At 66.6% G+C, this 12184-nt stretch carries 14 protein-coding genes; 7 read left to right on the top strand and 7 right to left on the bottom strand.

Features of this window, described 5'->3' with window-relative positions; translation table 11 throughout:
* Positions 1-25 precede the first annotated feature (25 nt).
* Complete coding sequence (locus F0U60_RS24495) at positions 26-169, top strand: hypothetical protein (protein ID WP_395823853.1); 144 nt, start codon at positions 26-28, stop codon at positions 167-169.
* 118 nt (positions 170-287) lie between these two features.
* Here F0U60_RS24495 and F0U60_RS24490 read toward each other — a convergent pair whose 3' ends face one another.
* Positions 288-749, bottom strand: a complete 462-nt coding sequence (locus tag F0U60_RS24490; RefSeq protein WP_395823851.1) for an FAD-binding protein — start codon at positions 747-749, stop codon at positions 288-290.
* A gap of 68 nt (positions 750-817) precedes the next feature.
* Here F0U60_RS24490 and F0U60_RS24485 point away from each other — a divergent pair, with 68 nt between their 5' ends.
* The 4 genes from F0U60_RS24485 (at position 818) to F0U60_RS24470 (ending at position 4294) form a co-directional block, all read left to right on the top strand.
* On the top strand, positions 818-1600 hold the full coding sequence (locus tag F0U60_RS24485; protein ID WP_395823849.1) for a hypothetical protein: 783 nt from the start codon (positions 818-820) through the stop codon (positions 1598-1600).
* Positions 1600-2025: a hypothetical protein gene (locus tag F0U60_RS24480; protein WP_395823847.1), complete on the top strand. Its 426-nt coding sequence runs from the start codon at positions 1600-1602 to the stop codon at positions 2023-2025. The genes F0U60_RS24485 and F0U60_RS24480 overlap by 1 nt, the downstream gene beginning before the upstream one ends.
* Before the next feature lie 63 nt (positions 2026-2088).
* Positions 2089-3693 carry a protein kinase gene (locus F0U60_RS24475; protein WP_395823845.1) on the top strand — a complete coding sequence of 535 codons (1605 nt, stop codon included), beginning with the start codon at positions 2089-2091 and terminating at the stop codon, positions 3691-3693.
* Positions 3694-3868: 175 nt separating this feature from the next.
* On the top strand, positions 3869-4294 hold the full coding sequence (locus tag F0U60_RS24470) for a hypothetical protein (protein ID WP_395823843.1): 426 nt from the start codon (positions 3869-3871) through the stop codon (positions 4292-4294).
* Between the two features lie 46 nt (positions 4295-4340).
* Here F0U60_RS24470 and F0U60_RS24465 read toward each other — a convergent pair whose 3' ends face one another.
* Together F0U60_RS24465 and F0U60_RS24460 are read right to left on the bottom strand one after the other, a co-directional pair.
* On the bottom strand, positions 4341-5378 hold the full coding sequence (locus F0U60_RS24465; RefSeq protein WP_395823841.1) for a hypothetical protein: 1038 nt from the start codon (positions 5376-5378) through the stop codon (positions 4341-4343).
* Positions 5375-6073, bottom strand: coding sequence for a hypothetical protein (locus tag F0U60_RS24460; RefSeq protein WP_395823839.1), 699 nt, complete (start codon positions 6071-6073; stop codon positions 5375-5377). The genes F0U60_RS24465 and F0U60_RS24460 overlap by 4 nt, the downstream gene beginning before the upstream one ends.
* 214 nt (positions 6074-6287) lie before the next feature.
* Here F0U60_RS24460 and F0U60_RS24455 point away from each other — a divergent pair, with 214 nt between their 5' ends.
* Both F0U60_RS24455 and F0U60_RS24450 read left to right on the top strand, forming a co-directional pair.
* The gene (locus F0U60_RS24455) at positions 6288-6995 is read left to right on the top strand and encodes a hypothetical protein (RefSeq protein WP_395823837.1); all 708 of its coding nucleotides are present in this window, start codon (positions 6288-6290) and stop codon (positions 6993-6995) included.
* Positions 6996-6997: 2 nt separating this feature from the next.
* On the top strand, positions 6998-7369 hold the full coding sequence (locus tag F0U60_RS24450) for a hypothetical protein (RefSeq protein WP_395823835.1): 372 nt from the start codon (positions 6998-7000) through the stop codon (positions 7367-7369).
* A 35-nt stretch (positions 7370-7404) separates the two neighbouring features.
* On the opposite strand, the gene F0U60_RS24445 is transcribed toward F0U60_RS24450, so the two are convergent.
* The 4 genes from F0U60_RS24445 to F0U60_RS24430 form a co-directional block, all read right to left on the bottom strand.
* Positions 7405-8133, bottom strand: coding sequence for a class I SAM-dependent methyltransferase (locus tag F0U60_RS24445; RefSeq protein WP_395823833.1), 729 nt, complete (start codon positions 8131-8133; stop codon positions 7405-7407).
* A 50-nt stretch (positions 8134-8183) separates the two neighbouring features.
* On the bottom strand, positions 8184-9083 hold the full coding sequence (locus F0U60_RS24440) for a hypothetical protein (RefSeq protein ID WP_395823831.1): 900 nt from the start codon (positions 9081-9083) through the stop codon (positions 8184-8186).
* Positions 9084-9371: 288 nt separating this feature from the next.
* Positions 9372-10898, bottom strand: a complete 1527-nt coding sequence (locus F0U60_RS24435; protein ID WP_395823829.1) for a Dyp-type peroxidase — start codon at positions 10896-10898, stop codon at positions 9372-9374.
* Positions 10880-12166, bottom strand: coding sequence for a hypothetical protein (locus F0U60_RS24430; protein WP_395823827.1), 1287 nt, complete (start codon positions 12164-12166; stop codon positions 10880-10882). The genes F0U60_RS24435 and F0U60_RS24430 overlap by 19 nt, the downstream gene beginning before the upstream one ends.
* Positions 12167-12184 lie beyond the last annotated feature (18 nt).

The following is a 12184-nucleotide window of genomic DNA, read 5'->3' as shown; positions in this document are numbered from 1 at the left end:
GGCCATCCGCGCGGCCGTGGAGGAGTTGCTCGCGACGCCTGGGCTCACCGGGAATGCCCAGCGGCTCCGGGAGGCCCTGGCCCGGGTGGACGGGCCCGCGCGCGCCGCGGACCTGTTGGAGGAGCTCGGCTTCCAACGCCAGCGTCCATCTCGCGTCGCCGCCTCGTGAGTCCACCCGGAGGTGCCCTTGCGTTACCTCTTCTGTTGCATGGACCGGGTGGGAGACATCCACGCGGCCCTCGTCATCGCTCGCGCGCTGCGTGAGCGCGGGCACACGGTGGCCTTCGTCACCGGCCCTCCCCTCGCCCCGCTCCTGCACCGCGAGGGCTTCGAGCGGCTGGCCCGCGGCGAGCGAGATGGCCCGAGCTTCGAGTCGGAACGGTCCGCAGCACCACGCGCTCCAGGACGCCTATCTGACCGAAGCCCGCGAGGGCGAAGCGGAACAGCTCCGAGTTCTCCTCGCGCGAACACCACACCGCCTGCCCATCCGGGAGAATGAGCCGAGCCCGCTCCACCTGATCCACCTGCGCCCCGTCCACGAAGGAGCGCACGCCATAGCCGCCCACGGACAGCGTCCCGCCCACCGACGTGCGGAGCAGTGTGGTGAGGATGGGGAACATCCGCCCCGCTTCGGCCAGGGTGCGCTCCACACGCTTCCAGCGGCTGCGGCAGGTGGCCTCGGCGCGCCCGTCCTCCAGCATGCGCACCTCGCCCGCTTCGCCGTCATGGGCGAGCAGCCAGCTGCTCACCTTTCAACACTTCGACCTGAAGCCGTGGCCGTCTACCCGAGGGGCAAGTCCATGAGCGGGAGGTCCATATGAAAAGGGTCTTGGACGTACTGACGGTGCTGTTGTTGGCGGGATGTGGGAGTGACCCGACTCCTGTGACGGGTCGCTTCGGAGAGGTGACGAGCGCGGTAGTGGTGGTCAACCCGGTCATCAACCAGGGCTCCACCACGACGGTGGCGGTAGGCCCGGATCGCTCGGGCGTGCGCTTCAAGGCAGCGGACCTCGACCCAGTGCAGACGGATTCAACGGGCCTGGCGCTGGTGGAGGAGCTGCCGACGGGGACCGTGGAGCTGGACTTCGACCCCGGCACGTACTCCTTCCAGGTGTTCCAGGAGAAGGAGCTCTATGACGTGGTGGTGGCGTACCGGGACGGCACGGTGCAGCAGATCATCCCCCCGGTGCGCTACCCCATTGGTGGCACGGTGGTTGAGTTGGAGCCAGGAGGCGACATCGCCCAAGCGGCAGCCAGCGACAACACCATCATCATGCTGGCCCCGGGCACCTACCCAGGTAACTTCGAGCTGCGCAACGCGGGAGTGCTCATCTTCGGTGCCTGGTCTCCGGAGGAAGGGCCGCTCTCCATCATCGAGGGCAACGTGACAGTGCTCGGGGGCAGCAACCGGATGCGGGGCGTGAAAATCAACGGCCGGCTGTCGAGCAACGCCAACAACCTCTCGGTATCCTTCTCGGACATCGCGAGCGCCACCATCTCCGGCAATGGCGTGTCGCTGCTGCGCAACCGCTTCACGGCGGGTCAAGCCACGGTGCCCAGCTCCAACGCGGTGCTGGTCGACAACACGGGGATTCCGTGATGCGAGCACTGACCATGCTGGTGCTGGGACTGGCGCTGGCGGTCTCGGGCTGCCGCATCCACCTGCACGATGATTGGCCGAGACGGCCGCCACGGGGAGAGCCCTATCCGCCCCCTCCAGGCGAGCCGTCTCCGGCCCCTCAGCCACCGCCACCCCAGGACGTGCTGCGCGCCAAGGAGATCAAGGCCGAGCGTGTCTACGCGAGGATCATCTACGCCAAGGAGGTGAAGGCGCGAGGGGGCCGGGTGGGCCGCACCTACACCGGCGAGGGAGGCAAGGGCAACAAGGGCGGCAAGGGAGGATGGGGCGGTGGTGAAGTGCATGCCCCAGAGGTCTCCGCGGAGATCATCTACGCCAAGGAGATCAAAACCGATTGGATCGAAGCGGACGAAATCCACGCCAAGGAAGTGAAGATCGGCCGGTAGCATGCAGCGCACTCCCAGTGTCACCCATCAAGGGAGTGCTGCTGATAATCTCCCCCTCCTTCCATGGAACCGACCGCCGTCACCGATCCCCGGATCGGCATTGTCTTGCAGGAGCGCTACCGGATTCTCCAGCGGCTCGCCGCCGGTGGCATGGGCGTGGTGTACCGCGGCGAACGACTGGAGCTGGGCCGAGCCGTAGCCATCAAGTTCCTCCATTCGTGGATGGCGGCGGACGAGAGCTTCCAGCGACGCTTCCAGATTGAAGCGCAGGCAATGAGCCGGCTGTCCCACCCGTGCTGCGTCTCGGTCATCGACCATGGCGTGCATGAGGGCGCCCCCTTCATGGTGATGGACTTCGTCACGGGACAGACCCTGCGCACACTGCTGCGCGAAGGTGGGCCCCTTCCCGTGAAGCGCGCGCTGGGCATCGTGCGCCAGGTGCTGGCGGGACTGGCCCACGCACATGCCCAGGGCATCGTCCACCGGGACATCAAGCCCGAGAACATCCTGCTGACGGAGGCCATCGGGCTGGGCGATCAGGTCCGCATCCTGGACTTCGGGCTGGCCAAGCTGCGCGACACGGTCTCGGGCCTGACCACGGGCCTGGCCGTGGGCACGCCCAGCTACATGGCCCCGGAGCAGATCCGCGCCGGGGAAATCGACGCCCGGACGGACGTCTACTCCGTCGGCGTGCTCCTCTTCGAGCTGCTCACCGGCGCAAAGCCCTTCAACGGCGAGCGGGCGGCCGAGGTGATGAGCCAGCACCAGGTGGCCCCACTGCCCACCCTGGCCAGCATCCGCCCCGAGGCGGGATTCTCCCAGCAGTTGGAGGCGGCGGTCCGCAAGGCGATGGCGAAACAACCCGTGGACCGCTTCCAGTCGGCCACGGACTTCGCCGCCACGCTGGAGGCACTCCCGGACATGAGCGCCCCCTCCGGGTCACACGCGGTGCAGTCGCCCCCAGCCACCTCATCCTCCGCCAACGAGGCCACCGTCCCCAGCCGTCCCCAGAAGACAGCGTCTGACTCGCGGACGCTGGTGCCGCCCCGGGACAAGCGCCCGATGCTGGCCGTGGGAGCCGCGGGAGTGCTCCTGGTGGGCCTCGGCGCGGCGCTCCTCTGGCCCGATGCGCAGCAGACCCAGCCCGCCACGAGCGCGCCCTCCTCTGTCGCGAAGAGCTCCCCCGCCCCGAAGCAGCAGCCCGCCCCCAGCGAGAAGCCAGCCACCTCCGCGCAGGAGGAGACCGTTCCGCCAGAGGACCTTCCCAACATCGAGCAGATCGAACGCTGGGTGAAGGAGGGAGAGCGGCGGAGAGATCAGGCGCTCCGAGCGCTCGCCAGTCTGCGCGCGCAATACCCCCAGAGCGCCTACGCCCCCTATCTGGAGGGACACGTCAACTTCGACAACCTCCGCTGGGTGGACGGCCTCGCCTCCTACAGTGCGGCCCTGCGCAACAACCCCGCCTATCGCACGGATGCGAAGCTCATCCGCAATGTCATCCGCTGCCTGGTGAGCGATCGCTTCCACACGAAGTGCTCCGACTTCCTCGTCCGAGAGGTGGGAGCCCCCGCGGTCCCCTTCCTCGAGGAGGCGGCGCGCTCGGACCCGTACGCCAACGTCCAAAGCCGTGCGGCCAGACTGCTGCCGAGGGTGAAGGCGCGGCGCTGACGCTCACACCTGCTCGCGGCTCACGGAGCAGACGAAGCCTCGTACCAGAATTCCTCCAGGAGCATCCTTCCGAGAGTCATCCTCTGGGGGCTGTCTTCGACCGGGTGGGGAGCGCGAAAAGGAGGGTATACGCTTCGGAGTCGACGTGCCGCTCGCGGAGAAGCGGAGAGGACGCATGACTCAAGGCCCACGTGAGTGGATGGTGGGAGACCATATCTTCCGTTTCGAGCCGCCGAACGTCGTCTGGGCGACGTACCATGGCCCTCTCACCCTGGAGCACGCGGCCCGCATCGTGGGCATCTTCCAGGAGATGCGTGAGGTACACCCCCTCATCATCGTGTCGGTGATGAAGGACGCGGGCCGCCTCGACCCGGAGGCCGGGCGTTACTTCAGCGAGAAGGTTCCCTCGGAGTGGTCGCTGGGCACCATCTATATCGGCGCGCGGCTGCTGCACCGGGCGTTGGCCAAGGGCATCTCACTTGCCGCCCAGATCACGGGCCACGGCGATAAGAGCACGGTGGAGAGGCTTCATTTCGTCTCCACGTTCGAGCAGGCCCGCGAGGTCATCGCCCAGCTGCGCGCGCGGCACCGGAAGGCGTGAAGCCCCATCGCCCGCTGCTTCCAGGGTGAAAGCGCAACGCTGACGCTCACACCTGCTCACGGCTCACGGACCAGACGAAGCCGTCGTACCAGAAGTGCATGAGCGACACGACGAGGGTCACCGCCCACAGGCTCTCCAGCTCCGGGTCCAGCAGCTCCGCGCCCACGCCGTAGACGAGCACCGAGCCCAGGAAGACGGCCGCCGCCACGAACCTGCCGGCCCGCCACCGGCCGAGCCGCAACCGCTCCTGGATGCGCTCCTGCTCGGTGGCCCACACCAGGGCCAGGTACTGCACGGCGTGGAGGAGATTCATGATGAAGAAGGCCTCGCCCCAGCTGTCGAAGCCCCAGCAGTAGATGGAGCAGGCCCCCGTGGTGACGAGCAGGAAGACCTTCAGGAACGACAGCCGATAGCCCTGCCGGTACAGGTGCCAGTGGGCGAGCAGGTAGAAGACCAGGAAGGCGCCCCCGACGGTGACGACTCCCAGCGTCCACGCACGGTGGGTGGCGGACATGAAGGCCGGGACGGTGGTGAAGAAGGCCAGGCCCACATCCCCGAGCGCATCGAAGCTGCGGAAGTGGTCCAGCATGGTGGCCCCGGCGAGGATGGGCCCGGCGTAGAACAGGTGGTTGAGCCAGAAGTCCAGCCGCCGGGCCAAGGCGGGCGGGTTGCCGCCGTTGCGGTCGTAGATGCGCGCGAAGCCGAACGTCTGGAGCCCCGAGTGCCACACGTCCCAGAAGGTGGCGAGCACGGTGGCCGCGGCCGCCACCGTGTGGGAGCCCCGGATGAGAGCCCAGGCCAGCACCGGCACCAGCAGGAAGCGCAGGGGGAAGCGCCGGAAGATGGCCGGGTTGCCATGACTCCGGAAGAAGACGGCCACCAGGTGCGCATGGATGAGGGCGCCCACGAGCAGCCCGGCGCGCGTCGTCTCGCGGCCCCAGAGCACGAGCGACTCCCCGCTGAACGCGGTGCCCGAGATAGCCACCCCCAGTGCGAGTGCCAGGAGCGGGGGCAAAAGGAAGAAGGCCCAGTCGTAGACCGGCCCCACGATGTACGGCGACGGCTTGTCCACGGAAGCGCTCATGACCCAGACGACTCCTGGCGCTCGGGCGATACGAGCGTGACGCGCACCCTCGCCCCCAGGTACTCCACCAGCGCCACGAGGAAGAGGCTCACCCCCAGCAGCTCGAGCGACTCCTCGACGAGGTCGATGAGCGCATAAACGAGGTTGTCGTTGCCATGCCGCTCCGTCCAGTAGCCCAGCGGCAACTCCATACCGAGAGCACCGGTCACGTAGATGACCCCAGCGGCGAGGAACTGCCAGCGAGCTCTCACGGACAGGTGCGCGAGGAAAGGCAGGTAGAGCAGCCCGAACACCCCGACGGCCACCGCCGCTGGCACGACCCAGCTGAAGTACAGCACGCCCGGGAGCTCCAATCCTCCGCCGAGGTGCTCGTGCAGGCCGACCGCCTCGTCGAGCGACAGATAGAGGAACGTCGCGGCAAGCCCCCACCAATGGCGGAGATGGGAGGCACCGGAGAGCGCCGCTTCACGCGCGATGGCCGCGAGCACCAGTGCGCAGCAAAGCAGCAGCCCCGAGGCGTACCAGGTGGGCAGGTTCTGCTCATAGCTGAGCGACAGGAAACCGAGCACCGGCCCCAAGCCCGACGGACGCCAGCGGGCGTACACGAGCTCCACGAGCAGGCCCAACCCGGTGATGAGCCCGAGGAGCCTGAGCAGGAGACCACGCAGCCAGGTGTGCGAGACGAGGAGATCCATCGAAACGCGCGTGAGCGAGGAGGCTCGGCGCGGGTCACATCCTGGAGCGAGGCGGGCGCGGTGTGAACACCGTCAAAGTGTCCGCTTCCGCGCATGCCGTACAACCGGGCGGGCATACATACAGTGGCGCTGCAACCCGAGGAGCCAGAAACCACCGGGCGTCTCTTCTCCTTCACGCCACGCGTCGTACTCTGCGCGCCCCACGGAGGTCGAGATGGGACGGATGAACTTGATGGGCTGGGCGCTGCTGCTGGCGCTCGCCGGTGCGGGAGTGAGCGAGGCCAAGCCGGTGAAGTACGCGGGACTCCACCCGCGCACCGGCCATCCAGATGGCGGGCTCTGCCACATCCAGGCGGTGCACGTACATGCCGCGACACCAGTGCATGCGCAGGTGCTCTACCGGCTGCACGGAGATGTGTACGTCTTCATCGGTGACCCGGGGCCCTTCGGGTACGAGGGACCGCGCCACTCGTATTACGGGCACCATCCGGTGGTCATCAACGTCATCCTCGGGGAGGACAGCGACGAGGACGACGTGGAGTACTGCTACCACGACGGGCCGCACTCGCATTACTACCCGCCACCTCCGCGCCACGACTTCGAGGAACAGGAGGACGTGTACTACTACACGGACGAGTACCCGGAGGCGTACACGCGCGACAGGCCGAAGCTGGTGCAGATCAACGTCATCTATCGGCCGTGGCGCTACACGCGCCCGGTGGTGGTGAGGCCGCCGCCCCGCGGGTATCACGGCCCGGTGGTCCAGGTGAACGTGAACGTGCCAGCCGTGGGCGTTGAGGTGAATGTGAACCCGGCACCGGTCCGCCACGAGGTCATCATCGTGGACGAGCCCGATAGAGACAGGCACCACCACCACAAGCACAAGAAGCACAAGCACAAGAAGTTCAAGGACAGGGATTGAGCATGCGACACAAGCTCTCGTGCCTGGGATTGCTGCTGCTGGCGGCATGCAGCAACGGCAGCAAGGATGTCATCGACGCGTGGAAGAAGGCGGGCCACACGCCTGGCGAGTTCAAGGACGTGGGCGAGAAGCTGCCTGGGGGCAAGTGCGTCGCGGGCAAGGTGGCCGGTCTGGACGCCACGGTGTGCGACTTCGAGGGCGCTGAGCAGGCCCGCAAGGCGGAGGATGCGGGCTGGGAGCTGGTGGGCAGCGCTGTCGGCTCGTCTGTCGTCTCCGGGAAGGTGCTGCTGGTCGTGGCGGATCCCCGCAAGGAGGATCCGAGTGGACGGCGCATCAACGACGTCATCCAGACGTTCAAGCAGACGACCCGCTAGCTGCTTCTCCTGACCGAGCTCCTCCGTGCGTGCGTCTATCGCTGCGCGGAGACCAGCAGGAACATGGGGCGGTCCCGCTCCTCGGCCAGTTCGGGGTGCGCTGCGAGCTGAGCGTCGGTCGGCCCCCACTCCTCGACGTGCCGCAGGGTAAAGCCCTGCCTGAGGAGCGCGTTCAGCGTGGTTCCGAGCGTCCGGTGGTACTTGACCACCCCATCCGCCAACCAATGCGTCGTGCGCTTCCCTTCCAACTGATAGCTATCGACCGGCCATGTTCTGCGCCCCTCTGAGTCGGTCATCCAACCAGGCTGGCGCGACGCCATGAAGATGGGATGCTCGATGGAGAAGACAAACCATCCGCCTGGCGTCAGCCCCCGGTGAACAGTCGCGAGGAGCCGGTCCAGCTCCTCGACATAGTGGAGAGCGAGCGAGCTGAAGGCGAGGTCAAAGGCCCCGTCCGGAAGCTCCAGGCGCTCCAGGTCGGTCCGTTGATAGGTGATCGCGTCGTCCGAGGTTTCGGCCTTCGCGCGAGTGAGCATCTTCGCGGACAGGTCCAGTCCGAGCACCTGAGCAGCGCCGTTCTCCCGAGCCCAGCGGCAGAACCAGCCGAAACCGCACCCGAGGTCGACGATCCGAAGGCCTTTGACGTCGGGGAGGAGCGCACGGAGCGACGGCCACTCCGGGGCGCCAGCGAGACCCTTCAAGGAGCGTGCGAGCTGACTGTAACCCTCGAAGAAGGTCGGCTCATCGTAGATGTTCTGGCTCATGCTCCGAGCATAAGCATAGCAGGAAAGGAGAGTCTCCCATGCGTATCGGATTATGAGGCCGCTGTGCCAGTCGAACTCGACGCACCAGCCTGGCTCTGAGGCAGCTTGAGCTTGTTGTCGTTCGCCATCTTCTCCGCGATGGCAATGGTCTTATCGTAATTGCCGCGGTGAAAATCGGAATGGCTCGGACCGCCGTCCTTGGACCTGTTCTGGACTTCCCAGTAACGGTCGAAGCCCGCGTTCGGCCCCTCGTGGAAGTTCTTGAATCTCAACATGGATGGGTCCCATCCATGGTTCTTGATGCCGTCCTGCATCATGTCGTAGTGCCGCTTGGTGCCGTCGAACTCGATCTGCTCCATGTTCTTGGCGTACTGCTCGCGCCGAGCGTGGTTGACGGTGGCGTCGGGCCTGTTGCCCCTCATCACGTCGCCGTAGTGCTGAAACAGGGCCTTGGTCTGCGTGTCCTTCACGCGGGTCCTGTTGGCGGCATTCGTCATCTCGAACGCCATGATGCTGGCGCGCTCGTGCGGGTTCAGATTGGCGTGGAGGCCGATCTCGTTCCCGGTCGACTTCGGATAGAACATTCCCTTCTGTTGCTGGCTCTCCGGAGCAGTGACGAACTTGATCGGGCCCGCCTCCTGCTCCAACTGCCGATACAGTGGGCTCTTCTGCAGGAGTCGCTGGGCGTCCGCGTTCGCACGGTCCAGCTCCGTCGAAGGAGAAGTGTGTCGGACCTGGCTCGTCGGAGCCCCGGAGAAGGAGTCCTGCGTGCGCGGGTTCGTGACGGCCGCGGGATGCGGCTCCCCCGTGGGACCGACGGTGGCCTGCCTCTTGCGGGAAGGGGCCTCCAGAGGTGGAGTGAGCGTGAGACTGGGGTCGTTCCTGCGTTGCAGGCGGGTCAGAGGACGGTCACCAAAGACCTGGCTCTGGGTGCGTTTGAGAGTGCGCATGATAAGGCTTCCTCGGGCTTGCCCGGGTGACGCGGACGGCACAATGCACCCGCTGTGCCAGCACTCCGGAGAGCCAGCTCCCTCTGGGCACCACCCTTCCCCGGGGCCAGGGTGGTGACACCAGTCACCAGTCCCCCAAGCGATGCGAGTCATCACTGGTGACTGCTGTCTCCACCCCTGGCCAGCCATACGCGCCCGTCCAGCCCTCCAAGCCCGCCGCGAGAGACGCTCACGCTCACGGGTGTGGGCTCCGTGTGAATGGAGCCATAAGAAACTTGCTGCAGGCAGTTACCGCGCGCGCTCCGAGCCCAGGTACCGCAGCGCCTTGATGCCGGGCAGGAAGAAGTAGTCTCCGCCCCTCATGTGCACGAAGCGCGGGAGGCCGCTGATGCGCTGGCGCATCGGGACGCCGGGAACCACGGCGGTGTAGTCCTTCGGGTCATCCTCCGGGTACTCGGGGTCGTAGTTGTCTCCGGCGATGGGGTCCTTGCTGTCGTACAGGTCGTTGAACTTGGGGTTGTTCATCCACGTCTGTTGGATGAACTCGAACTGGCGACCGATGTTGGTGTTGAGCGCCACGAACATCAGCCCCTGCTCCTCTTCTCCCTGGGGCAGCGTGTCGCGATAGGGCCGGCCTCGGCGGATGATGAGGTGGCGGGCCGTCAGCCGGGTGGACTCCTGGGGATCCTCGACCAGTGTGTCCCGGGGATTGGCGCGACGCACGTGCGAGCTGAGGGGACACTTCATCCCGTGCGGGTCATCCCCGAATTGGAAGTGGTTGTTGCCCGTGGCGTCCTCGCCCAGCTTGGGGTCGTCCTTCAGAGGGCACAGCGCCAGGGGCGCGCCACTCTTCCACCGGCCCATCAGCTTCGCGGCCAACAACTCCTTGTTCGCCTCGTTCTCCTCCGCGCTCTTGCCCGGGACACGGCTGTTCTCCTCGACGAACTTCCAGAAGCCCTTCACGTCCTGGCGCAACTTGCGGATGACCAGGTAGGTGCCGTTGCGTCCAAGGTCCTTGGGCCTGGGCTCTCCGGGTACCCGCTGCGACCGAGGTACCTCGGGCAGCAGGTCTCGAGGATCCTGGCTGCGCGGCACCAACGGCGAGAAGGGGTACTGGCCATACGCGTTGTGGTAGCCAAGGATGAACTCGCCCGCGTTGACGGGCAGCCCCAGCGCCTCCGGCGTGCGCGTGGTGGGCACTCCCTTGATGTAGGGGAACGAGATGCCATCCCGGAAGCCGAACGGCTCCGTGTCTCCCTGGCGCATGTCGGCGTCTTGGATGAACACCTCCTCCAGAGCGTCCTGGTAGCGCTCGCGGTGCGAGGCATGGAAGACATCCAGGTCCGCATCGTCCCGGCCGAACAGCACCAGCACCACGTGGGGCGCCGTCGCGTCCGAGCCGCCGAACTGCCACTTCTCCGGTGCGCTCCCGCCCGTGTCACCCAGGATGCGCGCACGGCGCCGGTCCCTCATTCCCTCGCGGAACTCCTGCAGGAAGGTGGTCATCACCTCCGAGGACACGCCCAGGTGCTCCAGTCCCGAGGCGGTGAAGGCCACCTGGAGCGCGTGCTCGCCCTTGGCCTCCGAGAGCCCGGGATGCTGCTTGCCGCTCGCGGTGGTGACCTCCTCGCGCTCCACCAGCGTGCGCAGCCACGCTCGCGCGCGCGCGCCGTCCTTCACCCGGAGGAACACATACCGCGAGTACTTCAGGTGCCCGTGTCCGAAGAAGACGAGCCCTTGAATGTCTTCGAACTCGAGTGCCTCGCCCGGAACCGCCGCGGTGCGAGACTCGGACGTTACAGTTTGAGCAGCCATTGCTCCGCCTCCTGGGATTTGAACTGGGCCTTCAGCTGCGCGCACACCGACACGTTCTGCAGGATGTTGCGGACGCTCTCGTCGGGGTGGGCGCTGTACCAGACCTGGGTAAAGAGCTGGTGGTCGCGCGTCCACTGCTTGAATTCTTCCTCGTGGGTCGCGCCCTCGCCGAAGAGCAGCCGGGTCTTCGGAAAGCCGCGCGTGTTGCTCCACACGCCGGTGAGCCCCACGGCCGCCCGGTCGATGAAGTCACCCAGGTAGCCCTCCCAGCTCCCGTCATAGTTGCTGAAGAAGAGCAGGCGCCGGCCTCCGTCGATGATGACCCAGCGCGCGAAGTGAATGCTGGGGATGCCTCCCAGGTGCCCGCGGTTGTAGTAGTGGCGTGCCAGGAAATTGATTCCCCCCAGCACCGTGCGCAGCGTGAGCTGGCGGAACCAGCCCGGGCGCACCTCCACCAGGTGGGTGAGCTGGTTCTGGACCTTGTAGTCCTCCTGCCCCGCCATGCGCGGGTCCACCACGTCCTCCGTCTTGGGCTCCGCCTCGTCTCGGGATTCCTTCCAGAGCAGCAGCAGGGTCGCCGGCACGAGCACGGGCAACAGCAGCAGGCCCACGGGAACGCCCACGGCCAACTGCACGGGGCGCGAGTCCATGAGGTGCCCGACGAAACGGGCCAACAGCCCCGGCCTGGGGGCGGGGTCGCGCTCCAGCTTCAGCCCGGGCACGGTGGCCAGGTACTTCTGTATCTCCTGGCACAACTGCTCCGGCTGCAGATCGCGGAGGGTGGCCGCGTGCTTCGGGTCGTCGAGAAAGTCATGGATGGCCCGCCGCGCCTGGGCGTTCTCCAGGACGTTCTCGACGCTGTGGTTCGGGTAGCCCCGATAGAAGGCGGCGCTGGGGAGCTGGTAGCGCCGCAGGAAGCGCTTGAAGGACTCGACGTTGCCCGCCACATCCGCGGGACAGCCCGCGCAGTAGCTGTAGATGCGCGCCAGCACCGGCCCCCCCACCCGGATGAGCTCCTCCAGGTGCGCATCGAGCGGCCCGTCGTAATTGCTCTCGAAGGCGAGCTGCGGAAGGTAATGGCGCTCTCCTTCTTTGTCCTCGGGCAGGATGACCCAGCGCAGGAAATGCACCGTGCTGAGCTGAGCAAAGGCAATGTGACGCCCCATCTTGTTGTCAATGTCCTCGCCAATCTCACTGAGTAGGGCGTCGAGCTCCTTCACCTTGTCGGGCTGAATGGGGGTGACAACAGTCAAGGCATTGCTGGACATGAACACACTCCTGGGCCG

Origin of the sequence: Archangium minus (assembly GCF_044360475.1) — a bacterium.
In the GTDB taxonomy this organism is placed as follows: domain Bacteria; phylum Myxococcota; class Myxococcia; order Myxococcales; family Myxococcaceae; genus Archangium; species Archangium minus.
Note: the sequence above shows the minus strand (reverse complement) of the source record. Positions and strands in the feature narration are given on the sequence as shown.